General features: G+C 33.0%; 28 protein-coding genes. 19 read left to right on the top strand and 9 right to left on the bottom strand.

The genetic code is table 11. The features are described 5' to 3' along the window. The first annotated feature begins 113 nt into the window (after positions 1-113). The 5 genes from modA to IDG45_RS00275 all read left to right on the top strand — a co-directional run bounded on the left by modA (position 114) and on the right by IDG45_RS00275 (position 3897). A complete protein-coding gene (modA, locus tag IDG45_RS00295) occupies positions 114-896 on the top strand; it encodes a molybdate ABC transporter substrate-binding protein (RefSeq protein ID WP_000782813.1) in 783 nt (260 codons plus the stop codon). A 13-nt stretch (positions 897-909) separates the two neighbouring features. Then, positions 910-1581: a molybdate ABC transporter permease subunit gene (gene modB, locus IDG45_RS00290; RefSeq protein ID WP_001113093.1), complete on the top strand. Its 672-nt coding sequence runs from the start codon at positions 910-912 to the stop codon at positions 1579-1581. Next, complete coding sequence (locus IDG45_RS00285) at positions 1582-2187, top strand: ATP-binding cassette domain-containing protein (RefSeq protein WP_000913013.1); 606 nt, start codon at positions 1582-1584, stop codon at positions 2185-2187. It begins immediately after the preceding gene. Positions 2188-2355: 168 nt separating this feature from the next. Then, positions 2356-3360, top strand: coding sequence for a ThiF family adenylyltransferase (locus tag IDG45_RS00280; RefSeq protein WP_000076926.1), 1005 nt, complete (start codon positions 2356-2358; stop codon positions 3358-3360). A gap of 30 nt (positions 3361-3390) precedes the next feature. Then, on the top strand, positions 3391-3897 hold the full coding sequence (locus IDG45_RS00275; protein WP_000503814.1) for a MogA/MoaB family molybdenum cofactor biosynthesis protein: 507 nt from the start codon (positions 3391-3393) through the stop codon (positions 3895-3897). A gap of 1 nt (position 3898) precedes the next feature. Here IDG45_RS00275 and moaC read toward each other — a convergent pair whose 3' ends face one another. Next, positions 3899-4393 carry a cyclic pyranopterin monophosphate synthase MoaC gene (moaC, locus tag IDG45_RS00270; RefSeq protein WP_000134534.1) on the bottom strand — a complete coding sequence of 165 codons (495 nt, stop codon included), beginning with the start codon at positions 4391-4393 and terminating at the stop codon, positions 3899-3901. Between the two features lie 62 nt (positions 4394-4455). Here moaC and IDG45_RS00265 point away from each other — a divergent pair, with 62 nt between their 5' ends. From IDG45_RS00265 to moaA, 6 genes are read left to right on the top strand one after another with little or no spacing between them, the layout of a single operon-like run. Continuing rightward, positions 4456-5715: a molybdopterin molybdotransferase MoeA gene (locus tag IDG45_RS00265; RefSeq protein WP_000259726.1), complete on the top strand. Its 1260-nt coding sequence runs from the start codon at positions 4456-4458 to the stop codon at positions 5713-5715. After that, positions 5712-6197 (top strand): molybdopterin-guanine dinucleotide biosynthesis protein B, encoded by a 486-nt coding sequence (gene mobB, locus IDG45_RS00260; RefSeq protein WP_000602951.1) that lies wholly within the window; start codon positions 5712-5714, stop codon positions 6195-6197. The genes IDG45_RS00265 and mobB overlap by 4 nt, the downstream gene beginning before the upstream one ends. A gap of 13 nt (positions 6198-6210) precedes the next feature. After that, positions 6211-6657 carry a molybdenum cofactor biosynthesis protein MoaE gene (locus IDG45_RS00255; protein ID WP_000808500.1) on the top strand — a complete coding sequence of 149 codons (447 nt, stop codon included), beginning with the start codon at positions 6211-6213 and terminating at the stop codon, positions 6655-6657. 5 nt (positions 6658-6662) lie between these two features. After that, complete coding sequence (gene moaD / locus IDG45_RS00250) at positions 6663-6896, top strand: molybdopterin converting factor subunit 1 (protein ID WP_000866967.1); 234 nt, start codon at positions 6663-6665, stop codon at positions 6894-6896. Positions 6897-6902: 6 nt separating this feature from the next. Continuing rightward, on the top strand, positions 6903-7502 hold the full coding sequence (mobA, locus tag IDG45_RS00245; RefSeq protein ID WP_000643988.1) for a molybdenum cofactor guanylyltransferase MobA: 600 nt from the start codon (positions 6903-6905) through the stop codon (positions 7500-7502). 19 nt (positions 7503-7521) lie between these two features. Then, positions 7522-8544: a GTP 3',8-cyclase MoaA gene (gene moaA, locus IDG45_RS00240; RefSeq protein WP_000230173.1), complete on the top strand. Its 1023-nt coding sequence runs from the start codon at positions 7522-7524 to the stop codon at positions 8542-8544. 455 nt (positions 8545-8999) lie between these two features. Here the strand turns inward: moaA and IDG45_RS00235 are convergent, their stop codons facing one another. After that, on the bottom strand, positions 9000-9170 hold the full coding sequence (locus IDG45_RS00235; RefSeq protein ID WP_031927354.1) for a hypothetical protein: 171 nt from the start codon (positions 9168-9170) through the stop codon (positions 9000-9002). Positions 9171-9295: 125 nt separating this feature from the next. Between IDG45_RS00235 and sarV the strand changes: the two genes are divergently transcribed. Then, the gene (gene sarV / locus IDG45_RS00230) at positions 9296-9646 is read left to right on the top strand and encodes an HTH-type transcriptional regulator SarV (RefSeq protein WP_000066900.1); all 351 of its coding nucleotides are present in this window, start codon (positions 9296-9298) and stop codon (positions 9644-9646) included. 101 nt (positions 9647-9747) lie between these two features. Here the strand turns inward: sarV and IDG45_RS00225 are convergent, their stop codons facing one another. Both IDG45_RS00225 and IDG45_RS00220 read right to left on the bottom strand, forming a co-directional pair. Beyond that, complete coding sequence (locus IDG45_RS00225) at positions 9748-10959, bottom strand: MFS transporter (protein WP_000184421.1); 1212 nt, start codon at positions 10957-10959, stop codon at positions 9748-9750. After that, the gene (locus IDG45_RS00220; RefSeq protein WP_000951066.1) at positions 10952-11392 is read right to left on the bottom strand and encodes a MarR family winged helix-turn-helix transcriptional regulator; all 441 of its coding nucleotides are present in this window, start codon (positions 11390-11392) and stop codon (positions 10952-10954) included. The genes IDG45_RS00225 and IDG45_RS00220 overlap by 8 nt, the downstream gene beginning before the upstream one ends. 162 nt (positions 11393-11554) lie before the next feature. On the opposite strand from IDG45_RS00220, the gene IDG45_RS00215 reads away from it, so the two are divergent. Then, a complete protein-coding gene (locus IDG45_RS00215; RefSeq protein ID WP_206171526.1) occupies positions 11555-12322 on the top strand; it encodes a VOC family protein in 768 nt (255 codons plus the stop codon). Here the strand turns inward: IDG45_RS00215 and IDG45_RS00210 are convergent. Next, a complete protein-coding gene (locus IDG45_RS00210) occupies positions 12314-12565 on the bottom strand; it encodes a hypothetical protein (protein ID WP_001566779.1) in 252 nt (83 codons plus the stop codon). The genes IDG45_RS00215 and IDG45_RS00210 overlap by 9 nt on opposite strands. 388 nt (positions 12566-12953) lie before the next feature. Between IDG45_RS00210 and femX the strand changes: the two genes are divergently transcribed. After that, positions 12954-14219 (top strand): lipid II:glycine glycyltransferase, encoded by a 1266-nt coding sequence (femX, locus tag IDG45_RS00205; protein ID WP_000413856.1) that lies wholly within the window; start codon positions 12954-12956, stop codon positions 14217-14219. A gap of 116 nt (positions 14220-14335) precedes the next feature. Next, positions 14336-17503: an efflux RND transporter permease subunit gene (locus IDG45_RS00200; RefSeq protein ID WP_111063820.1), complete on the top strand. Its 3168-nt coding sequence runs from the start codon at positions 14336-14338 to the stop codon at positions 17501-17503. Positions 17504-17689: 186 nt separating this feature from the next. Here the strand turns inward: IDG45_RS00200 and mspA are convergent, their stop codons facing one another. Together mspA and IDG45_RS00190 are read right to left on the bottom strand one after the other, a co-directional pair. Next, on the bottom strand, positions 17690-18007 hold the full coding sequence (mspA, locus tag IDG45_RS00195) for a membrane stabilizing protein MspA (RefSeq protein WP_001161080.1): 318 nt from the start codon (positions 18005-18007) through the stop codon (positions 17690-17692). A gap of 234 nt (positions 18008-18241) precedes the next feature. After that, entirely contained in the window at positions 18242-18406 is a 165-nt protein-coding gene (locus IDG45_RS00190; protein WP_000051210.1) for an SE1832 family protein, read from the bottom strand. A gap of 132 nt (positions 18407-18538) precedes the next feature. Between IDG45_RS00190 and IDG45_RS00185 the strand changes: the two genes are divergently transcribed. Both IDG45_RS00185 and IDG45_RS00180 read left to right on the top strand, forming a co-directional pair. Beyond that, a complete protein-coding gene (locus IDG45_RS00185) occupies positions 18539-19447 on the top strand; it encodes an AEC family transporter (RefSeq protein ID WP_000139197.1) in 909 nt (302 codons plus the stop codon). Between the two features lie 170 nt (positions 19448-19617). Then, positions 19618-19758 (top strand): hypothetical protein, encoded by a 141-nt coding sequence (locus IDG45_RS00180; RefSeq protein ID WP_014532677.1) that lies wholly within the window; start codon positions 19618-19620, stop codon positions 19756-19758. A 107-nt stretch (positions 19759-19865) separates the two neighbouring features. On the opposite strand, the gene IDG45_RS00175 is transcribed toward IDG45_RS00180, so the two are convergent. Then, a complete protein-coding gene (locus tag IDG45_RS00175; RefSeq protein ID WP_001159898.1) occupies positions 19866-20729 on the bottom strand; it encodes a GRP family sugar transporter in 864 nt (287 codons plus the stop codon). Positions 20730-20909: 180 nt separating this feature from the next. Continuing rightward, complete coding sequence (locus IDG45_RS00170; RefSeq protein WP_000029536.1) at positions 20910-21797, bottom strand: GNAT family N-acetyltransferase; 888 nt, start codon at positions 21795-21797, stop codon at positions 20910-20912. Positions 21798-21862: 65 nt separating this feature from the next. On the opposite strand from IDG45_RS00170, the gene IDG45_RS00165 reads away from it, so the two are divergent. Both IDG45_RS00165 and IDG45_RS00160 read left to right on the top strand, forming a co-directional pair. After that, a complete protein-coding gene (locus IDG45_RS00165) occupies positions 21863-21958 on the top strand; it encodes a hypothetical protein (protein ID WP_014532676.1) in 96 nt (31 codons plus the stop codon). A 25-nt stretch (positions 21959-21983) separates the two neighbouring features. After that, positions 21984-24119 carry a DNA topoisomerase III gene (locus tag IDG45_RS00160; protein ID WP_000838497.1) on the top strand — a complete coding sequence of 712 codons (2136 nt, stop codon included), beginning with the start codon at positions 21984-21986 and terminating at the stop codon, positions 24117-24119. The last annotated feature ends 111 nt before the right edge of the window (positions 24120-24230 follow it).

The following is a 24230-nucleotide window of genomic DNA, read 5'->3' as shown; positions in this document are numbered from 1 at the left end:
GAAAATTTGACAATTGTTTGAATCAATATATAAACAGGCAACGGTTCTTTTCAAATATAATAGTAAGTGTATAATGAAAATGTAAATATAATTAAAAATGGGGGGAGCGCTCAATGAAAATGAAACGTTTATTTGCTGTTGTGATTGCAATGCTTTTAGTATTAGCTGGTTGCTCTAATTCTAACGATAATAATGAAAGTAAAAAAGATGACGCAGACAATGGTAAGAAACAAGAAATTCAAGTTGCAGCGGCAGCAAGTTTAACAGATGTAACCAAGAAATTAGCTTCAGAATTTAAAAAAGAGCATAAAAATGCTGATATTAAATTTAACTATGGTGGATCAGGGGCATTAAGAAAACAAATTGAATCAGGCGCACCTGTTGACGTATTTATGTCTGCAAATACTAAAGATGTAGATGCATTAAAAGACAAGAATAAAGCACATGATACATATAAATATGCGAAAAATAGTCTAGTATTAATTGGTGATAAAGATTCAAATTACACTTCAGTAAAAGACTTAAAAGACAATGATAAATTAGCATTAGGTGAAGTGAAAACTGTACCAGCAGGAAAATATGCGAAACAGTATTTAGATAACAATAACTTATATAAAGAAGTCGAAAGTAAAATCGTTTATGCTAAAGATGTAAAACAAGTATTAAATTATGTTGAAAAGGGTAATGCGAAACAAGGTTTTGTGTATAAAACTGACTTATATAAACAAAATAAAAAAATTGATACTGTAAAAGTAATTAAAGAAGTAGAACTTAAGAAGCCAATCACATACGAAGCTGGTGCTACATCAGATAGTAAATTAGCAAAAGAGTGGATGGAATTCTTAAAATCAGATAAAGCTAAAGAAATATTAAAAGAATACCACTTTGCAGCATAAGGAGTTGTAATCCATGCCTGACTTAACACCTTTTTGGATATCAATACGAGTTGCTGTAATCAGTACGATTATTGTAACGGTTTTAGGTATTTTTATATCTAAATGGTTGTATCGTCGTAAGGGTTCGTGGGTAAAAGTATTGGAAAGTTTATTGATATTACCTATTGTTTTACCGCCAACGGTATTAGGTTTTATTCTATTAATCATCTTCTCGCCAAGAGGACCAATCGGTCAATTCTTTGCGAATGTACTACATTTACCTGTAGTGTTCACTTTGACAGGTGCTGTGATAGCATCTGTCATTGTTAGTTTTCCACTAATGTATCAACATACTGTGCAAGGCTTCAGAGGTATAGACACGAAAATGATTAATACAGCTAGAACAATGGGAGCAAGTGAAACGAAAATTTTCCTCAAATTAATTTTACCATTAGCTAAACGCTCTATTTTAGCAGGTATAATGATGAGTTTTGCTCGTGCATTAGGTGAGTTTGGTGCTACATTAATGGTTGCAGGATATATTCCAAATAAAACCAATACACTACCTTTAGAAATATACTTCTTAGTGGAACAAGGTAGAGAAAATGAAGCGTGGTTATGGGTATTAGTGCTAGTCGCATTCTCTATTGTGGTTATATCTACAATTAATTTATTGAATAAAGATAAATATAAGGAGGTCGACTAGATGCTTAAAATCAATTTGAAATATCAATTAAAGAACACTTTAATTCGCATCAATATAAATGATACTGAACCAAAAATTTATGCAGTTCGTGGTCCATCTGGCATTGGTAAAACTACTGTTTTAAATATGATTGCCGGATTACGTAAAGCAGATGAAGCTATTATCGAAGTGAATGGGCAATTGCTAACTGATACGGCAAAAAACGTGAATGTTAAAATTCAACAACGACGTATTGGATATCTGTTTCAAGACTACCAATTGTTTCCTAATATGACGGTCTATAAAAATATTACTTTTATGGCTGAACCATCTGAACACATCGATCAATTAATTCAAACTTTAAACATTGATCATTTGATGAAACAATATCCTATGACATTGTCAGGTGGAGAGGCACAACGTGTATCACTTGCGCGTGCACTTAGCACGAAACCAGATTTAATTTTATTAGATGAACCTTTTTCTAGTTTGGATGATACTACAAAAGATGAGAGTATTACATTAGTTAAACGTATTTTCAACGAATGGCAAATACCAATCATATTTGTGACACATTCAAACTATGAAGCAGAACAAATGGCTCATGAAATTATTACAATTGGGTAATCATTTATTTGCCATTAAAGAGTTTAGAACGTATTTAAAATTGTAGAAGTGCATGCTTCTATCAGCATTTTAATGATGTTTTAAACTCTTTTTTAGGGGCAGTTTTTTGAGAGACATTGACGCGCGTCATATAATGAAAGTAATGATAAAAAGAAAGGATAACTTAATGTGAGTCAAGAACGTTATTCAAGGCAAATTTTATTTAAACAAATAGGTGAAATAGGTCAAAGCAAAATAAATCAAAAATGTGCGTTGATTATTGGTATGGGCGCATTAGGTACACATGTGGCTGAAGGACTTGTTAGAGCAGGCATTGCTAAACTAATCATTGTTGATAGAGATTATATTGAATTTAGTAATTTACAAAGACAAACATTGTTTACTGAAGAAGATGCTTTGAAAATGATGCCTAAAGTGGTTGCAGCTAAAAAGCATTTGCTAGCGTTACGTAGTGATGTTGATATTGATGATTATATTGCCCATGTGGATTATTATTTTTTGGAAACACATGGACAGGACGTTGACGTTATTATTGATGCAACCGATAACTTTGAAACACGACAACTGATTAATGATTTTGCATATAAACATCGTATACCTTGGATTTATGGTGGTGTTGTACAGAGTACATATACAGAAGCTGCATTTATACCTGGTAAAACACCTTGCTTTAACTGTTTGGTACCACAATTGCCAGCATTAAATTTAACATGTGATACAGTAGGGGTCATTCAACCTGCCGTGACGATGGCAACAAGTTTACAATTAAGAGATGCGATGAAAGTATTAACGGAACAACCAATTGACACAAAAATAACTTATGGCGATATTTGGGAAGGTAGTCATTATTCATTTGGTTTCAGTAAAATGCAACGTTCAGCCTGTACAACTTGTGGAGATGTACCAAGTTATCCGTATTTAAACAAGAATGAACAACGTTATGCAACATTGTGTGGTAGAGACACTGTACAGTATGAAAATGCATCAATTACACACGACATTCTTGTTCAATTTTTAAAACAACATCAACTAAATTATCGCAGTAATTCGTATATGGTTATGTTTGAATTTAAAGGACACCGCATTGTTGCTTTTAAAGGTGGAAGGTTTTTAATACATGGCATGACACGCACATCAGATGCCACACATCTAATGAATTTATTGTTTGGATAAAAAAAGATAAGACAAAAGGAGTGTAATATTATGGGCGAACATCAAAACGTTAAATTGAATCGTACAGTTAAAGCAGCCGTACTAACGGTATCAGATACTAGAGACTTTGATACAGATAAAGGTGGTCAATGCGTGCGCCAATTGTTACAAGCAGATGACGTTGAAGTGAGTGACGCACATTATACAATTGTGAAAGATGAAAAATTAGCCATCACGACGCAGGTGAAGAAGTGGTTAGAAGAAGATATTGATGTCATCATTACGACTGGTGGAACGGGTATTGCACAACGTGATGTGACGATTGAAGCAGTAAAACCACTTTTAACTAAAGAGATAGAAGGCTTTGGGGAATTATTTAGATATTTGAGTTATGTAGAAGATGTTGGCACACGTGCATTATTGTCTCGTGCTGTAGCAGGTACAGTTAATAATAAATTGATATTTTCGATTCCAGGATCAACAGGCGCAGTTAAATTAGCATTAGAAAAGCTCATTAAACCAGAATTAAATCATCTGATTCATGAGCTTACAAAATAATTTATTGACCTGATTGGCGTTGAAAATCTCCAGATTTACCGCCAGACTTGCTTTCAAGGTAGGTTTCGCCAATAATCATACCTTTATCAACTGCTTTCGTCATGTCGTAAATGGTTAAAGCCGTTGCTGATGCAGCGGTTAAAGCTTCCATTTCAACACCGGTTTTGCCAGTTGTAGAGACAGTTGTTTGAATGTTTAAAGTATAAAGGGGTGCATTTGTTTCATCCCAGCTGAAGTGAACATCTATGCCAGTCAATGGTAATGGATGGCACATCGGAATAATTGTTGATGTATTTTTGGCAGCCATAATACCAGCGATTTGAGCAGTGTTCAATACATTGCCTTTGGTATTGGTGTTATTAGAAATCTGCTTATAAATAGTTTCATTCACAGTAATGCTTGAATGAGCGACAGCAGTTCTTTTTGTAATTTGTTTGTCTGATACATCGACCATTTTGGCGTGGCCTTGTTGATTAATATGAGTAAACTCAGTCATTTTACCCCTCCTAGTGCATCTAGTATATCATGAAAAAATAAAAGTTTTGGAGATGATTTTTAATGGTAGTAGAAAAAAGAAACCCAATCCCAGTTAAAGAAGCAATTCAACGTATCGTTAATCAGCAGAGTTCAATGCCGGCAATTACGGTAGCACTTGAAAAAAGTCTAAATCATATCTTAGCAGAAGATATTGTAGCTACTTATGATATACCAAGGTTTGATAAATCACCTTATGATGGTTTTGCAATTCGCAGTGTTGATTCACAAGGGGCAAGTGGTCAGAATCGCATTGAGTTTAAAGTGATTGATCATATTGGTGCAGGTTCAGTTTCTGATAAATTAGTTGGGGATCACGAAGCGGTGCGTATTATGACTGGAGCACAAATACCTAATGGCGCAGATGCTGTTGTTATGTTTGAACAAACGATTGAACTAGAAGATACATTTACAATTCGTAAACCATTTTCAAAAAATGAAAATATATCTTTAAAAGGTGAAGAAACAACGACAGGCGATGTTGTTCTAAAAAAAGGACAAGTAATTAATCCAGGGGCTATTGCGGTCCTTGCAACATATGGCTATGCAGAGGTTAAAGTTATTAAGCAACCAAGCGTCGCTGTTATTGCAACAGGAAGCGAATTATTAGATGTTAATGATGTATTAGAAGATGGAAAAATTCGTAACTCTAATGGTCCAATGATTCGTGCCTTAGCAGAAAAATTAGGTCTTGAAGTTGGTATTTACAAAACACAACAAGATGATTTAGATAGTGGTATACAAGTCGTTAAAGAAGCTATGGAAAAACATGATATCGTTATTACAACGGGCGGAGTTTCTGTTGGAGATTTTGACTATTTACCTGAGATTTATAAGGCTGTAAAGGCGGAAGTGTTATTTAATAAAGTAGCAATGCGTCCTGGTAGCGTAACAACGGTTGCATTTGCAGATGGAAAATATTTGTTTGGATTATCTGGAAATCCATCAGCTTGTTTTACAGGATTTGAACTATTTGTGAAACCAGCTGTTAAACATATGTGTGGCGCACTAGAAGTCTTCCCGCAAATAATTAAAGCAACATTAATGGAAGATTTTACCAAGGCAAACCCATTCACACGATTTATACGTGCTAAAGCAACGTTAACAAGTGCTGGAGCTACTGTAGTACCTTCAGGATTCAATAAATCAGGTGCGGTTGTAGCGATTGCACATGCTAACTGTATGGTCATGTTACCAGGAGGGTCACGTGGTTTTAAAGCGGGTCATACAGTAGATATTATATTGACTGAATCTGACGCTGCTGAAGAGGAACTTCTTTTATGATTTTACAAATTGTAGGTTACAAAAAGTCTGGTAAGACAACATTGATGAGGTATATTGTCTCTTTCTTAAAGTCACATGGTTATACAGTTGCTACTATTAAACATCATGGGCATGGTAAGGAAGATATTCAATTACAGGATTCAGACGTCGATCACATGAAGCATTTTGAAGCGGGGGCAGATCAAAGTATTGTACAAGGATTTCAATATCAGCAAACTGTAACACGTGTAGATAATCAAAATCTTACTCAAATTATTGAAAAATCTGTTACAATTGACACCAATATCGTATTAGTTGAAGGCTTTAAAAATGCTGATTTTGAAAAAGTCGTAGTCTATCGAAATGAAGAAGAGTTGCAAGTATTACAACAGTTGTCGAATGTTTGTTATAGCATTAATGTTAGGGAGCATGAAGATTTTACAGCATTTGAGCAATGGTTATTAAATAAAATTAAAAATGATTGTGATACACAATTAACATAGAGGATTGAAATGAATGAAACAATTTGAAATCGTGACAGAACCGATACAAACAGAACAATATCGTGAATTCACTATAAATGAATATCAAGGTGCAGTAGTTGTTTTTACCGGTCATGTTCGTGAATGGACTAAAGGCGTCAAAACGGAATATTTAGAATATGAAGCGTATATTCCAATGGCTGAAAAGAAATTGGCACAAATTGGAGATGAAATAAATGAAAAATGGCCTGGAACGATAACGAGTATTGTTCATAGAATAGGGCCATTACAAATTTCAGATATCGCTGTATTAATTGCAGTTTCTTCACCGCATCGTAAAGATGCCTATCGAGCAAATGAATATGCAATTGAGCGTATAAAAGAAATTGTTCCGATTTGGAAAAAAGAAATTTGGGAAGATGGTTCAAAATGGCAAGGGCATCAAAAAGGGAATTATGAAGAAGCGAAGAGGGAGGAATAAGAGAGATGAAGGTACTTTACTTCGCAGAAATTAAAGATATATTACAAAAAGCACAGGAAGATATTATGCTTGAACAAGCATTGACTGTGCAACAATTTGAAGATTTATTGTTTGAACGTTATCCGCAAATCAATAATAAAAAGTTTCAAGTTGCTGTAAATGAGGAATTTGTACAAAAATCAGATTTCATTCAACCTAATGATACTGTTGCATTAATTCCACCGGTTAGTGGAGGTTAAGCGAGCATGAAAGCAATAATTCTTGCAGGTGGTCATTCAGTACGATTTGGTAAGCCCAAAGCTTTTGCGGAAGTGAACGGTGAGACCTTTTATAGTAGAGTAATTAAGACATTAGAATCAACAAATATGTTCAATGAAATTATTATTAGTACAAATGCGCAATTGGCAACGCAATTTAAATATCCAAATGTTGTTATAGATGATGAGAATCATAATGATAAAGGTCCATTAGCAGGAATTTATACAATCATGAAGCAACATCCTGAAGAAGAATTGTTTTTTGTCGTTTCTGTTGATACACCAATGATTACTGGTAAAGCTGTAAGCACGTTGTATCAGTTTTTAGTTTCTCATCTTATTGAAAATCATTTAGATGTCGCAGCTTTTAAAGAAGATGGACGTTTTATTCCAACAATTGCATTTTATAGTCCGAATGCATTAGGCGCTATAACTAAAGCACTACATTCTGATAATTATAGTTTTAAAAATGTATATCATGAATTATCAACGGATTATTTGGATGTCAGGGATGTAGATGCGCCCTCATATTGGTACAAAAATATAAATTATCAGCATGATTTGGACGCTTTAATTCAAAAATTGTAAGCCGTTAGGAGGTCCACAAATGGTAGAACAAATAAAAGATAAACTAGGACGTCCCATCCGTGACTTACGTTTATCTGTGACAGATCGGTGTAACTTTAGGTGTGATTATTGCATGCCTAAAGAGGTATTTGGAGATGATTTCGTATTTTTACCTAAAAATGAACTGTTAACGTTTGATGAAATGGCTAGAATCGCTAAAGTATATGCAGAATTAGGTGTGAAAAAAATACGCATTACAGGTGGAGAACCATTGATGCGACGGGATTTAGATGTACTTATAGCTAAATTAAATCAAATCGATGGTATTGAAGATATTGGTTTGACTACAAATGGTTTGTTATTAAAAAAGCATGGACAAAAGTTATATGATGCTGGGCTACGCAGAATTAATGTCAGTTTGGATGCTATTGATGATACGCTATTTCAATCAATCAATAATCGTAATATTAAAGCGACTACGATTTTAGAACAAATTGATTACGCGACGTCTATTGGTTTGAATGTAAAAGTAAATGTTGTTATACAAAAAGGTATTAACGATGATCAAATTATACCAATGCTTGAATATTTTAAAGACAAACATATAGAGATTCGATTTATAGAATTTATGGATGTTGGTAATGATAATGGATGGGATTTCAGCAAAGTTGTAACTAAAGATGAAATGCTTACTATGATAGAGCAGCACTTTGAAATCGATCCTGTAGAACCAAAATATTTTGGGGAAGTAGCAAAATATTATCGCCATAAGGATAATGGTGTTCAATTTGGTTTGATTACAAGTGTTTCACAATCATTTTGTTCTACATGTACACGCGCAAGGCTGTCATCAGATGGGAAGTTTTACGGATGTTTATTTGCAACTGTCGATGGATTTAACGTTAAAGCGTTTATTCGTTCTGGCGTGACCGACGAAGAATTAAAAGAACAATTTAAAGCTTTATGGCAAATAAGAGATGATCGATATTCAGATGAGAGAACTGCTCAAACAGTTGCCAATCGTCAACGTAAAAAGATAAACATGAATTATATTGGTGGTTAATGTGTAGGAACCACTACATATTAAATCATTAGAGATTCTTTAATATTTCTGTCTTACTCCCTAAAATACAATATTATTTATTAAAGTAAAAACGGTCATATCTATGCCAGATTTAATAGAAATGATCGTTTTTAATGTTTTTACAAATCGGCGGGGCCCCAACACAGAAGCTGACAGAAAGACAGCTTACAATAATGTGCAAGTTGGGGAACGGGGCCCCAACACAGAAGCTGACAAAAGTCAACATACAATAATGTGCAAGTTGGGGAACGGGGCCCCAACATAGAGAATTTCAAAAAGAAATTCTACAGACAATGCAAGTTGGCGGGGCCCCAACATAGAAGCTGACAGAAAGTCAGCTTACAATAATGTGCAAGTTGGCGGGGCCCCAACACAGAAGCTGACAAAAGTCAGCTTACAATAATGTGCAAGTTGGGGAACAACGAAATAAAATTTTATGAGAATATCATTTCTATCCCACTCTTAAGAATCACTACATAATAAATCTTTAGTGGTTCTTTAACATTAGTGTCACACTCCATGCCATTGAGTTGTAATATATCTTTTTTAGGTATAAATGTTGTCGAATAAACAACAAGTTGTCCAAAAGATATAAATCTAAACAAGATATAGCCAGCAATTTAATATTTGTAATAGATAAAATGCTAAATTTGATATATAATAAATTTAAGTAATTGTATAATAATATGAATTACAAACATCTAAGAAGAAACATAGGAGGCATCATATTATGAGTAATAAAGTTCAACGTTTTATAGAAGCAGAAAGGGAGTTAAGTCAGTTAAAGCACTGGTTAAAAACAACACATAAGATTTCAATTGAAGAATTTGTAGTACTTTTTAAAGTGTATGAAGCTGAAAAGATTAGCGGTAAAGAATTGAGGGATACATTACATTTTGAAATGCTATGGGATACAAGTAAAATCGATGTGATTATCCGTAAAATCTATAAAAAAGAGCTTATTTCTAAATTGCGTTCTGAAACGGATGAAAGACAAGTATTCTATTTCTATAGTACTTCTCAAAAGAAATTGTTAGATAAAATTACTAAAGAAATAGAAGTGTTAAGCGTTACAAACTAAAAACTTAAAAAGCATGCCAATCAGTACATTATAATTGCGTCTTGGGGACAGACAAATGATGAATAGAGATTGGCATGCTTTTTATTTTTGAATATAAATATTTAGTTCATGGCATTTCTAGTTACATGACGTCCATGAATTAAGAAGTAAACAAGCATAGTAATAATTGCTAAAGCGGCCATAAAGCCGAAGATTTCACTATATGAAAACATATGAGTAAATAACCCAAGGAATGATGGACCGAAGCCGACACCTGCATCTAGACCAACGTAAAAAGTAGATGTCGCGATACCATATTTAATCGGGGGTGAGACTTTTATCGCAATAGATTGCATTGCAGATGATAAATTTCCATACCCTAAACCTAGGCAAGCACCAGCAAGTAATATTAACCAGCTTTGATAGCTTGAAATTAAGCATACAAATGAAAGGAAAAGCATGATAAATGCTGGGTAGACAATAATGTTTTCATTTTTATCATCCATCAATCTACCAGCAATAGGTCTAGTAATTAACGATGCTATAGCATAGCAAATAAAGAAATAGCTTGCTGCAGTGACTAGGTGTCGCTCTAAAGCAAATGCTTGTAAATAAGTTAGGATGGACGCATAGGTAACGCCAATTAAAAGCATAATTACAGCAACAGGAATGGCCTCTTTTGCAATAAATTGATGAATACTAAAGCTTGGTTTATCAATGACATTAGTTTCAGTTTTGTTATTTGTTACTTCGAAATCAACTTTTATAAATAATGAGATAATGAGTCCGAGTATGCCTAATATGACACAAATAATAAACAGTAAGTCAATTGCGTATTTTGTAATAAGTAACATGCCTAGAAATGGGCCAATCGCTGTACCTAATACTAAACTTAAGGAAAATAAACTGATGCCTTCACTTTTTCTATTAACAGGGGTAACGTATGCCGCAATAGTACCTGTTGCAGTTGTCACAACTGCAGTTGCGATACCGTTTATGAGACGTACAAAGATTAAAAAAGCTAAAGATCCATCAATAAAATAAAGTAATTGCGTGATAATTAAAGCAATTAAACCAATAAATAATAATCGTTTAGGTCCGATTTGATTTACAAATTTACCTGTAGCAAATCGACCAATTAAAGACCCGACAATAAATAGTCCTACAACTAATCCGGCTAATGAATCGGAAGCGTCGAAAGCTTGCTTACTATAGCCAGCAATAACTACAAGTAACAAATACATGCATAGGTATACGATAAAGTTGACTAAAAAGTTAATTGTAAAACTTTTGGTGAAAATAGGTGATTTATTTAATGAGCCTTGATTAGTCATTGTGTGCCTCCTTTAATAATATTTCATGAATTTGATTCATCACATTTATGGTTTCTTGCATTTGATCTTGCGAAATGTTTGTTTTGGCAACTACTGCTTGTTGGAGCTTTTGTACATCAAGACAAACAATCTCATATAATTCATGCCCTTTAGGTGTTAAAGTTAAAAACTTTTGTCGTTTATCCTCTAAACTGTTTTCTACTGTAATAAGGTCATTTTCTATTAGAGCTTTTAAAGTTTTTCTTGCAGTAGGCTTTTCAATTGCACGTCTATGTGAAATTTCAATGAGAGTAGTGGGTTGATATTTAGCTATATCGCGTAAGATTAACCATTGACCATAATATATATTGTGTTTTTCCAAAATCGGCTCTGCTAATTTTAAATAGGGGCGATATATTGTTATAAAACTATTGAAAAATTCTTGTGATAGCATAGTGACATCTCCTAAGATAAAATAGTTAGCTTAGCTAACCTTTTTTACAACAATAGTAATTATAAAACGGGGGCAATTAGAAATCAATATATAATTATTAAGAGCAAAAATATTTATACTTTGTTAAAATAAGCGTAATTACATGTAAATAGGGGGATACTAATGATATTGAAATTTGATCACATCATTCATTATATAGATCAGTTAGATCGGTTTAGTTTTCCAGGAGATGTTATAAAATTACATTCAGGTGGGTATCATCATAAATATGGAACATTCAATAAATTAGGTTATATCAATGAAAATTATATTGAGCTACTAGATGTAGAAAATAATGAAAAGTTGAAAAAGATGGCAAAAACGATAGAAGGTGGAGTCGCTTTTGCTACTCAAATTGTTCAAGAGAAGTATGAGCAAGGCTTTAAAAATATTTGTTTGCGTACAAATGATATTGAGGCAGTTAAAAATAAACTACAAAGTGAGCAGGTTGAAGTAGTAGGGCCGATTCAAATGGAAAGAGATACACATAAAGATGGTAAGGTAAAGTGGCAATTGCTTTATATAATGAATCAGGATGATGATGATGAAATTAAACCACCATTTTTTATTCAATGGGAAGAAAGTGATTCCATGCGTACTAAAAAATTGCAAAAATATTTTCAAAAACAATTTTCAATTGAAACTGTTATTGTGAAAAGTAAAAACCGATCGCAAACAGTATCGAATTGGTTGAAATGGTTTGATATGGACATTGTAGAAGAGAACGACCATTACACAGATTTGATTTTAAAAAATGATGATATTTATTTTAGAATTGAAGATGGTAAAGTTTCAAAATATCATTCGGTTATAATAAAAGACGCACAAGCAACTTCACCATATTCAATTTTTATCAGAGGTGCTATTTATCGCTTTGAACCATTAGTATAAATATACGTAAGTGCTATGAGCGAGAATGCCCATATGAATAATGGCAAGCACAATGGAAAGAATCGTTAATATATTATTTAATCGTGATGACTTAATTAAAATGAAAAAGATTGATAATATAAATGTGAAAAAGATAAGTATAACCCGTAAACTAAAGTAATTCACGGTGAGAGGTTGACTCAATGTCATAATGATTGCAACGATGTTCATAATTATAAATAGACTTAAAATAATTGTTCTCATATCAAACACCTCATTGTTAGATTATTGACATTATAACAGGGGTAATTGTATATGAACATTAATGTGGTTGCTTGAGGAGAAATTTATTCATTGAAGTCAAATTGGTTCATGTTAGAAATGAATATCGTGTTAGATGATGAAAGTATTTTGAAGTATAGGTAACTAGTTGAAAAGTATTAATTGTACGATAACATTAAATTTAACAGGAAGCATAGATATAAAATGATTCACAATTAAAATGGGTAAATTTGAACTTGCTAAACTATTAATTGGAGCATGGACATTTCAAAAATAAGAGTTCAAATCATACACAAGCTCTGAATCGACACTATAAGATACAAACTGTATAATTAAAGGTATTGTTAAATAGAAGGAGATATCATAAATCATGGAAAAGATGCATATCACTAATCAGGAACATGACGCATTTGTTAAATCTCACCCAAATGGAGATTTATTACAATTAACGAAATGGGCAGAAACAAAGAAATTAACTGGATGGTACGCGCGAAGAATCGCTGTAGGTCGTGACGGTGAAATTCAGGGTGTTGCGCAGTTACTTTTTAAAAAAGTACCTAAATTACCTTATACGCTATGTTATATTTCACGTGGTTTTGTTGTTGATTATAGTAATAAAGAGGCGTTAAATGCATTGTTAGACAGTGCAAAAGAAATTGCTAAAGCTGAGAAAGCGTATGCAATTAAAATCGATCCTGATGTTGAAGTCGATAAAGGTACAGATGCTTTGCAAAATTTGAAAGCGCTTGGTTTTAAACATAAAGGATTTAAAGAAGGTTTATCAAAAGACTACATCCAACCACGTATGACTATGATTACACCAATTGATAAAAATGATGATGAGTTATTAAATAGTTTTGAACGCCGAAATCGTTCAAAAGTGCGCTTGGCTTTAAAGCGAGGTACGACAGTAGAACGATCTGATAGAGAAGGTTTAAAAACATTTGCTGAATTAATGAAAATCACTGGGGAACGCGATGGCTTCTTAACGCGTGATATTAGTTACTTTGAAAATATTTATGATGCGTTGCATGAAGATGGAGATGCTGAACTATTTTTAGTAAAGTTGGATCCAAAAGAAAATATAGCGAAAGTAAATCAAGAATTGAATGAACTTCATGCCGAAATTGCTAAATGGCAGCAGAAGATGGAAACATCTGAAAAGCAAGCTAAAAAAGCGCAAAATATGATTAATGATGCGCAAAATAAAATTGCTAAAAATGAAGATTTAAAACGAGACCTAGAAGCTTTAGAAAAGGAACATCCTGAAGGTATTTATCTTTCTGGTGCACTATTAATGTTTGCTGGCTCAAAATCATATTACTTATATGGTGCGTCTTCTAATGAATTTAGAGATTTTTTACCAAATCATCATATGCAGTATACGATGATGAAGTATGCACGTGAACATGGTGCAACAACTTACGATTTCGGTGGTACAGATAATGATCCAGATAAAGACTCAGAACATTATGGCTTATGGGCATTTAAAAAAGTTTGGGGAACATACTTAAGTGAAAAGATTGGTGAATTTGATTATGTATTGAATCAGCCATTGTACCAATTAATTGAGCAAGTTAAACCGCGTTTAACAAAAGCTAATATTAAAATATCTCGTAAATTAAAACGAAAATAGATTAACGACTGAAATCTGAACGCTCATAAGACTGTCATTTGCGTTCAGATTTTTTTACACAATATAGAATGGTTGAGTAAAATATTTTTGAATATAGTGAAAGAGGGGGAAGTACTGTGATAAAAAAACTATTACAATTTTCTTTGGGGAATAAGTTTGCTATCTTTTTAATGGTTGTTTTAGTTGTCTTGGGCGGTGTATACGCGAGTGCTAAATTGAAATTAGAATTACTACCAAATGTACAAAATCCAGTTATTTCAGTTACAACAACAATGCCGGGTGCAACGCCACAAAGTACCCAAGATGAAATAAGTAGTAAAATTGACAATCAAGTAAGATCGTTGGCATATGTGAAAAATGTTAAAACGCAATCCATACAAAATGCTTCAATTGTAACAGTTGAATATGAAAATAATACAGATATGGATAAAGCAGAAGAACAGCTTAAAAAAGAAATCGATAAAATTAAATTTAAAGATGAAGTTGGTCAACCAGAATTAAGACGTAATTCGATGGATGCTTTTCCGGTTTTAGCATATTCATTTTCAAATAAAGAGAATGACTTGAAAAAAGTAACGAAAGTACTGAATGAACAATTAATACCAAAATTACAAACGGTAGATGGTGTGCAAAATGCGCAATTAAATGGGCAGACGAACCGTGAAATCACCCTTAAATTTAAGCAAAATGAACTTGAAAAATATGGATTGACTGCTGATGATGTAGAAAACTATCTAAAAACGGCAACAAGAACAACACCACTTGGATTGTTCCAATTTGGTGATAAAGATAAATCAATTGTTGTTGATGGTCAATATCAATCTGTTGATGCTTTTAAAAACATAAATATTCCATTAACGTTGGCAGGAGGACAAGGGCAATCTCAATCCCAAAGTGACAATAAACAAAATTCAGCCATGTCAGATGTTAATCAGGCATCACCGCAGCAAAATTCAAAAGCGTCAGCATCAAATAATATAAGTGGTATGCCGACAGCGAAACTAGGAGATTTAGCTGATATTACAGTTGGTGATGTGCGTACTTCTATTTCTAAAACGAATGGCAAGGATGCGGTTAATTTACAAATAACTAAAGCTCAAGATGCCAATACAGTTCAAGTAGCCAAAGATGTACAACGTAAAATTGATACATTCGTTGATGAAAATAAAGATTTTAATGTCACAAAAACAATGGATACTGCAAAGCCTGTTGAGAAATCACTTTATACGATGATTGAAAAAGCATCATTAGGTACAATCGTGGCAATTATAGTTATTTTGCTGTTTTTAAGAAACATTCGTACGACGGCAATTTCTATTATATCCATTCCGTTATCACTTCTTATGGCGCTTATTGCTCTAAAATTGAGTGATGTTTCATTGAATATACTAACGTTAGGTGCATTAACAGTAGCGATTGGACGTGTGATAGACGATTCGATTGTAGTTGTTGAAAATATTTATCGACGATTAACAGATTCAGAAGAACAACTAAAAGGTGAAAATTTAATTATCAGTGCGACAACTGAAGTATTTAAACCAATAATGTCATCGACACTAGTTACTATTATCGTCTTTTTACCACTTGTGTTTGTATCAGGTTCAGTAGGCGAAATGTTTAGACCTTTTGCATTGGCTATTGCATTTAGTTTATTAGCATCGTTATTAGTGTCAATTACACTCGTTCCAGCGTTGGCAGCTACACTATTTAAAAAAGGCGTTAAACGTCGTAATAAACAACATCAAGAAGGATTAGGTGTTGTTAGTACAACTTATAAAAAAGTATTACATTGGTCATTAAATCATAAGTGGATTGTAATTATATTAAGTACATTAATTTTGCTTGCAACTATTGTATTTGGAGGACCGAGACTAGGCACTAGCTTTATTTCAGCAGGTGACGATAAATTTTTAGCTATTACTTATACACCGAAGCCTGGTGAAACCGAGCAAGCAGTGTTGAATCATGCGAAAGATGTTGAAAAATATTTAAAACAGAAAAAGCATGTAAAAACAATTCAATACTCAGTTGGCGGTAGTAGTCCAGTAGATCCAACGGGTAGTACAAATAGTATGGCAATCATGGTTGAATATGATAATGACACGCCTAATTTTGATGTAGAAGCGGATAAGGTTATTAAACATGCAGATGGCTTTAAACATCCTGGAGAGTGGAAAAATCAAGATTTAGGAACAGGTGCAGGTAATAAATCTGTAGAGGTTACTGTGAAAGGTCCATCAATGGATGCCATAAAATCAACTGTAAAAGATATTGAACAGAAAATGAAACAGGTTAAAGGACTAGCCAATGTCAAATCTGATTTATCGCAAACATATGATCAGTATGAAATTAAAGTTGATCAAAATAAAGCGGCAGAAAATGGTATTTCTGCAAGTCAACTTGCAATGCACTTGAATGAAAACTTACCAGAAAAAACAGTTACGACTGTTAAAGAAAATGGTAAAACTGTTGATGTTAAAGTCAAACAAAATAAGCAAACAGACTGGTCAGAAGATAAGTTGAATAATATAACTTTGAAAAAGCCGACTGGTGGTACGATTAAATTGGGAGATATAGCTACGTTAGTTAAAACAACGACACCAAGTAAATTGACGCAAGAACAAGGTGATTATGCAACGACGGTATCTGCTAAAGTAACAAATAAAGATGTGGGTGGCACAACACGACAAGTGATGTCTAAAATAAATAATTTGGACAAACCGAATAATGTAAAGGTTAATATCGGTGGTGCATCAGATGATATTAACAATGCAATGACACAATTAGCCTTTGCAATGTTAGCTGCAATCATTATCGTATATTTAATCCTAGTTATTACATTTAAAGGTGGCCTAGCACCATTTACAATTTTATTCTCTTTACCATTTACAGTTATCGGTGTAATTATTGCACTATTAATCACAGGAGAAACAATATCAGTACCACGTTTAATTGGTATGCTAATGTTAATTGGAATTGTAGTAACAAATGCCATTGTGTTAATAGACCGTGTCATTAATAATGAGCAACAGGGCATGGAGATGAAAGAAGCATTAATCGAAGCAGGCGGTACTAGAATTAGACCGATATTAATGACGGCGATTGCAACAATCGGTGCATTAGTTCCTTTGTTATTTGGTCAAGATAGCTCGATTCTTATTTCGAAAGGATTAGCTGCTACAGTTATTGGTGGTTTAATTTCATCAACTTTATTAACACTTGTAGTTGTACCAGTAATATATGAAATTCTCTTTACTTTAAAAAAACGATTCACTAAACGATAGATAATATAAAAGCCATAAAAGCGGTCATGATATTGACTACTTTTATGACTTTTTAAAATTTGAAATTTTAGACCTTATTTCACGTGCGATTTAATCGATGTGTTAATAAAACAATACTGGCATTCGATATGTAATCTGATGATAATATAAGGTTGCAATTATGTTATTGCATGCTTTGTTTATTACTTAGAATAATACGATGGTTAAGATGAAATATATGACAAAGATAAATAATGACATTAAATTCAAGATGTTTACGCCTTTTAGATCTTTTTTAAGCATTTTAAATCCTGTCACTTCGACATTACCGACTAAGAGTAATAAGACGATAAATACCCACCAATTCTCTTTTGGAAAACTCATCGTCGTTAATGCTAAGACGAATAATAACAACACACCCATAATAATTCTCAAAATGCGAGTAAATATAACTTCCATTTTAAAAATACTAATAAAACTAACAATTAGATAAAGTATTGCTAGTAAAATCAGATAAAATTGCATATGATAACTTCCTCTCCGTTTCAAAGGGTTCATGTAGGTACAGCAGCGTAGAAAACAGTTGTGATAGATATGCGCGTATGTTGTTAATGAGACACTAAATCATAACACGACAACATCTTGTGATTCTAGATGTAATTAAGCGAAAAATGAAGCAATTCATCAATATAACGTATTCAGAGTAATGCTAGTCAAATTTATGTAATGAAAAGCATTTATTGTCTGAATGATAGATTATTAATCTTGCATTTGAGCACGAACGTTTCTAATTTCATTTTCAATATCTTTAAGTTGACGAACAAGTGCGGAAGTATCTAAATTCAAAGATTCCCGTTTTTCTAAGTCACCTTGAAGACGAACATAATCATATTTAAGTTCGGCTAGTTGGTTTTCTAAAGACATACTATAACACTCCTTTGAAATATAATTAAGTGCATTTAATGTAGATTATAGCATGAAACAGTAGACTTCTAAAATATCTGTGGAGTATGTTAAAGTTATAAATTATGAAGGTTATTGAAAGAAGGGGTAACAGTGACAGAACAATTTACTATGATTATTTTATTAATTGCGCTTGGTTACTTTTTAAAGCGCATTAATTATATAAAGGCAACAGATAGTCAAGTCATTGCTACATTAGTTCTTAATGTCACACTCCCATCTTTAGTTATTGTGAATTTAAACAGTGCAGAATTAAAATTGTCATTCTCCATTTTACCAATTTTAATGATTATCTATGGTATTGTGGCGAAAATGATTGCTGTCTGGTTTTTTAGAAAATATGATAATCACATGCGTGGATCAGTAGGTATGATGACTGGTGCTATGAATATTGGATTGTTTGCATATCCACTAATTGAAGTGATATGGCCTAAAACGGGACTTATTTATTTTGGTATGGCTGATATAGGTGGTGCCTTTGTGATGTTTGGAATTACTTACTTTGTAGGTAGCTACTTTAGTGAAGGTAGTGATCAATTCGATTTTAAATATTTAGGTAAGAAATTATTACAATCAGTGCCACTCGTTACATACATTGTAATGTTTATATTGAATATAAGTCACATCCATTTACCACATGTGGCAATCGATTTCTTTAGCATACTTTCCCATGCAAATATGCCGTTATCAATGATTTTGCTAGGTGTCATGTTGAATTTTACTCTGGAAAGAAAGTATATACCTGCTACTATTAAATATTTATGTTTACATTATGGATTAGCATTAGTTGCGGGATTGTTAGTACATGTGTTGCTACCGGTATCAGATGATATGATTAAGACGACATTGTTGGTCACTTGGATGTTCCCGGTTGGTGTCGCAATTATTTCTTATGGTATTCAGTTTAAATATCGAACGCTGCCATTTATAGGTATGACGACCAATTTAACAATCATTATTAGTATCATTATTTTGTACGTGTATCAGGCAGTGTTTGTCTAGTTTACACATTTGAAAATAAAATCCATTTTAGTATTCGTAGAAAATGAGAGCCCCCTTTACCACAACATGTAAATGCATATTGTGAAAAGGGGGCTTTTATTTATGACATAGTTGTTCAACTCATACATTCTAGCAGATAATGTAGTGCGTTATGCAGCTATCCACTTCATATGTATGGCGCATACTTGATAAACGAATATCATCAAGACTTTAAGAGTATCGCTAATTTTAAAGTCTTAAAACGCATGAATAATGTCATGATGTGTTATTGTGTTTTGTTTTTAGAGCCATGTATTTCCTGGGACATATAGAGGAACATTCAACGTAAAATTCTCGAAAATTAATTTTAATCATTCTATAAGTGAATGATAATTTTCAGAAACGATAACATTTTTACGTTACATGAGTATTTAACTTTCTATTTCAAATTACCTAGAATTATAGCAGCTATCACGATAATAATAATACCTGCCCAAATACCAGTCATCTGACGACGATCTTTTCTTTCTCCTAAAATGAAAATACCGCCTAATGTTGAAACGATAACAAGTAACTGTGATAATGAGAAACTTGTAGCTACACCAACTTTTGGTTGAGAATAGAACATGAACAAGTTACCAATTCCCCAAATCACACCTGGCAATAGATTAAGTGCTGTTGATTTAAGTGATGTTTTATGATTCATGGATAGGATAAAGCCACCAATTGCCATACCGACAGATTGGAAGAACAATGCATCAGTTCCACCAACACCAAAGATGTCACCAAGTACAACGAAACCTACATATCCAACTGTAGATACAATTAAAATACCCATTGCTTTTTTAAATTCAGGATTATCTGATTGACGTTCATTTTTAGCTTTAAGTGAAGTAAGTGCTACACCAGTAACTAATAATATCATGGCGATTAAACCAAAGATAATTTGAGTCATTGAAGACCATTCACCTAAAAAGATAACGCTGAATAATGTTGTACCAACTAATTGCATACCTGTAGAAACTGGCATAGTATTTGATACACCGATTAAACTAATAGATTTAAGCTGATTCGCTTGTCCAAACGCCCATAATGCACCAGAAATAAGACCGACAATAATTACAGTAGGATTATTGAATTTTGCGAAACCAGTAATAAGTAAACCTAATCCAACAATGAGTGCGCCTAGCGTCGTACCACGAATTTGGTTGTAAGGTCCACCGCCGACGAACACATTAATAAGAACGACACTTCCCCAGAATAAAGCAGGTAAAAGTGCGATTAAGAAATCAAGAAATTGCAAGACTACTCACTCTCCTATACTATTTATGCAAGTGCTCCCCTTAATTGACACTTGCATGTTATTGTAAAGCATTCTGCCCTAATAGTAAAAAACAACTACTTATAATTTTCAATATTTACAAAAAGTAGAAAAACCCACAATACATGCTAATGATGTACTGTGGGGTATTTGCTTGGTATTTTATTCAGGGATTGTTTGATCTTTTACGTTACGTGATTCGAATTTGAATTTAATGTACTCATAGTTGATATGGAAACCTAGACCATTAAATCGTTCGATGAGTTTATTATTTTTGTTACGAATTTTAAAATATACTTTTCTAATATCAAAGTTATCAAAAGCATATTGCAATGCATACGCAAGCAACTCGAAAGCGATACCTTTCAAACGGTAATCTACATGAGAACTGAAGTATTTAATCTCGGCGATTGACTGTTGTGAATCAATTTCAAGGTATAAATAACCTTTAAGTAAACCTTCGCTAACAAATAAAAACAAATGATGATGGTCGTCTAAACTATCAATGATATCTTGCGGTGACTGTGCCTGATATTTAAATGTAGTTGTGTGTAATTTGCTGAAAGCACGATAAAACCCTTTGTGATAAGGAATGATATTTGGTTGGTGCATATCTTCTTCTAATCTTGTACGGGCTTCTATGTAATAGTCGGTGAAGTTATAACTTGCTTGAATAACTTTCATTAATGGTTTGTATTGTTGAATGCCTTCTTCAAAAGAAAAGTTAAAGACAGCATCGTCAGGTTGGTTCGAAGTCATTGCTTTAAACAGCGTTTCAAACGTATCGACAGATAATACATAATTGTCAGCCACGAAAGGGCCTATGACTTTGAATTTATTTTTATCGTATGCAAAAGACAATATGATTGCTTTGATTGAATCGTTTTCTTTAATCGAAAATACACCGGGTGATTCAATCGCATCGGTTATTAATACATCTATTTCATTGTACTGTTGAGGAAGTTTATATAAGTATGATGCTGATTCATAATTCGAATGTTCAATGAACGATTTTATTTGTGTAATATCATATAACTGAACTATGCTCATGTCATTACCTCCGTACTTTTTGTTACTTTTATTATATAGTATTTCAACTGAAATGAAAGTTAATAGTGATATTAACATGTTACAATACATTTAACACATCATTTGCAAGCATTGAATTTAAATCAAAGATTAGTGGAATAGATGAAGCGCGTTCGAAATAAAAGAACGTATGAGAAAGGATAATTTATGAAATCTTTAATATTAGCTGAAAAACCATCAGTCGCAAGAGATATTGCTGATGCTTTACAAATAAATCAAAAGCGTAATGGTTACTTTGAAAATAACCAATATATTGTCACGTGGGCGTTAGGTCATCTAGTGACAAATGCGACACCTGAACAATACGATAAAAATTTAAAGGAATGGCGATTAGAAGACCTTCCAATTATACCTAAATATATGAAAACGGTTGTTATTGGTAAAACAAGCAAACAATTTAAAACAGTAAAAGCGTTAATTTTAGATAATAAAGTGAAAGATATTATTATTGCAACAGATGCTGGACGAGAAGGTGAACTAGTTGCAAGATTGATTTTGGATAAAGTTGGTAACAAAAAGCCACTCCGTCGATTATGGATTAGCTCAGTTACTAAAAAAGCTATTCAACAAGGTTTTAAAAATTTAAAAGACGGTCGTCAATATAACGATTTGTATTATGCAGCGTTAGCGAGAAGTGAGGCGGATTGGATTGTTGGGATTAATGCAACGCGTGCACTAACAACAAAGTATGATGCACAGCTATCCCTGGGACGTGTTCAGACACCAACGATTCAATTAGTAAATACACGACAACAAGAGATTAATCAGTTCAAACCACAACAATACTATACATTATCGTTAACGGTAAAAGGGTTTGATTTTCAGCTAGAATCAAATCAGCGATATACCAATAAAGAAACTTTAGAACAGATAGTTAATAATTTGAAAAATGTCGATGGTAAGATTAAATCTGTTGCTACTAAACATAAGAAGTCGTATCCGCAATCACTGTACAATTTAACAGATTTACAACAAGATATGTATAGACGTTATAAAATTGGACCTAAAGAAACATTGAATACACTTCAAAGTTTATATGAGAGACATAAAGTCGTAACCTATCCAAGAACAGATTCAAACTATTTAACAACTGATATGGTAGATACTATGAAAGAACGTATTCAGGCGACGATGGCAACAACATATAAAGACCAAGCACGCCCATTAATGTCTAAAACTTTTTCATCAAAAATGTCGATATTTAATAATCAAAAAGTATCTGATCACCATGCAATTATTCCTACAGAAGTGAGACCTGTCATGTCAGACTTAAGTAATAGAGAACTAAAGTTATACGATATGATTGTCGAGCGTTTTTTAGAAGCTTTAATGCCTCCGCACGAGTATGACGCGATAACTGTAACTTTAGAGGTTACAGGGCACACATTTGTTTTGAAAGAGAATGTAACAACTGTATTAGGCTTTAAATCTATTAGACAAGGTGAGTCTATTACAGAGATGCAACAGCCTTTTTCAGAAGGCGATGAAGTGAAGATTTCAAAAACAAACATTAGAGAACATGAAACAACACCTCCAGAATATTTTAATGAAGGTTCGTTATTAAAAGCGATGGAGAACCCTCAGAACTTTATTCAATTGAAGGATAAAAAATATGCGCAAACTTTAAAACAAACAGGTGGTATAGGCACAGTTGCAACAAGGGCCGACATTATCGATAAATTATTTAATATGAATGCCATTGAATCAAGAGACGGTAAAATTAAAGTAACGTCAAAAGGTAAACAAATATTAGAATTAGCACCAGAAGAATTAACGTCGCCACTTTTAACTGCACAATGGGAAGAAAAATTACTTTTAATTGAACGTGGTAAATATCAGGCGAAAACATTCATTAATGAAATGAAAGATTTTACGAAAGATGTTGTAAATGGGATTAAAAATAGTGATCGTAAATATAAACACGATAATTTAACAACCACTGAATGCCCAACGTGTGGTAAATTCATGATTAAAGTTAAGACTAAAAATGGTCAGATGCTTGTGTGCCAAGATCCATCTTGTAAGACGAAAAAGAATGTACAGCGCAAAACAAATGCAAGATGTCCAAACTGTAAAAAGAAATTAACGTTGTTTGGTAAAGGGAAAGAAGCGGTATATCGTTGTGTTTGTGGACATTCTGAAACGCAAGCACATATGGATCAGCGTATGAAGTCTAAATCCTCTGGTAAAGTATCTCGTAAAGAAATGAAAAAGTATATGAATAAAAATGAAGGTTTAGACAATAATCCGTTTAAAGATGCATTAAAGAACTTGAATTTATAGATAAAATCGAACAAAGTTGAATCAGAAAATTGAAAAGTTCGCTTTTGGTATTGTTTTTTATTAAGAATGATATTAAACTATTAAGGTATTTTAAAAAAAGGAGCATCCATT

The organism is Staphylococcus sp. EG-SA-10, from assembly GCF_017151945.1.
GTDB lineage: Bacteria > Bacillota > Bacilli > Staphylococcales > Staphylococcaceae > Staphylococcus > Staphylococcus aureus.
The sequence above is the reverse complement of the archived record's forward strand: the minus strand, read 5'-3'. Positions and strand labels throughout refer to the sequence as shown.

Bases quoted from the DNA above. Each gene is read 5' to 3' on its own strand.
- moaA (WP_000230173.1), top strand. From the start codon at position 7,522: ATGGTAGAACAAATAAAAGATAAACTAGGACGTCCCATCCGTGACTTA.
- mobA (WP_000643988.1), top strand. From the start codon at position 6,903: ATGAAAGCAATAATTCTTGCAGGTGGTCATTCAGTACGATTTGGTAAG.
- moaD (WP_000866967.1), top strand. From the start codon at position 6,663: ATGAAGGTACTTTACTTCGCAGAAATTAAAGATATATTACAAAAAGCA.
- IDG45_RS00275 (WP_000503814.1), top strand. From the start codon at position 3,391: ATGGGCGAACATCAAAACGTTAAATTGAATCGTACAGTTAAAGCAGCC.
- moaC (WP_000134534.1), bottom strand. From the start codon at position 4,393: ATGACTGAGTTTACTCATATTAATCAACAAGGCCACGCCAAAATGGTC.
- mspA (WP_001161080.1), bottom strand. From the start codon at position 18,007: ATGCAATTTTATCTGATTTTACTAGCAATACTTTATCTAATTGTTAGT.
- IDG45_RS00220 (WP_000951066.1), bottom strand. From the start codon at position 11,392: ATGCTATCACAAGAATTTTTCAATAGTTTTATAACAATATATCGCCCC.
- modA (WP_000782813.1), top strand. From the start codon at position 114: ATGAAAATGAAACGTTTATTTGCTGTTGTGATTGCAATGCTTTTAGTA.
- IDG45_RS00225 (WP_000184421.1), bottom strand. From the start codon at position 10,959: ATGACTAATCAAGGCTCATTAAATAAATCACCTATTTTCACCAAAAGT.
- IDG45_RS00265 (WP_000259726.1), top strand. From the start codon at position 4,456: ATGGTAGTAGAAAAAAGAAACCCAATCCCAGTTAAAGAAGCAATTCAA.
- IDG45_RS00180 (WP_014532677.1), top strand. From the start codon at position 19,618: ATGTATGGCGCATACTTGATAAACGAATATCATCAAGACTTTAAGAGT.
- sarV (WP_000066900.1), top strand. From the start codon at position 9,296: ATGAGTAATAAAGTTCAACGTTTTATAGAAGCAGAAAGGGAGTTAAGT.
- mobB (WP_000602951.1), top strand. From the start codon at position 5,712: ATGATTTTACAAATTGTAGGTTACAAAAAGTCTGGTAAGACAACATTG.
- IDG45_RS00160 (WP_000838497.1), top strand. From the start codon at position 21,984: ATGAAATCTTTAATATTAGCTGAAAAACCATCAGTCGCAAGAGATATT.
- IDG45_RS00210 (WP_001566779.1), bottom strand. From the start codon at position 12,565: ATGAGAACAATTATTTTAAGTCTATTTATAATTATGAACATCGTTGCA.
- IDG45_RS00170 (WP_000029536.1), bottom strand. From the start codon at position 21,797: ATGAGCATAGTTCAGTTATATGATATTACACAAATAAAATCGTTCATT.
- femX (WP_000413856.1), top strand. From the start codon at position 12,954: ATGGAAAAGATGCATATCACTAATCAGGAACATGACGCATTTGTTAAA.
- IDG45_RS00190 (WP_000051210.1), bottom strand. From the start codon at position 18,406: ATGTCTTTAGAAAACCAACTAGCCGAACTTAAATATGATTATGTTCGT.
- modB (WP_001113093.1), top strand. From the start codon at position 910: ATGCCTGACTTAACACCTTTTTGGATATCAATACGAGTTGCTGTAATC.
- IDG45_RS00215 (WP_206171526.1), top strand. From the start codon at position 11,555: ATGATATTGAAATTTGATCACATCATTCATTATATAGATCAGTTAGAT.
- IDG45_RS00285 (WP_000913013.1), top strand. From the start codon at position 1,582: ATGCTTAAAATCAATTTGAAATATCAATTAAAGAACACTTTAATTCGC.
- IDG45_RS00255 (WP_000808500.1), top strand. From the start codon at position 6,211: ATGAAACAATTTGAAATCGTGACAGAACCGATACAAACAGAACAATAT.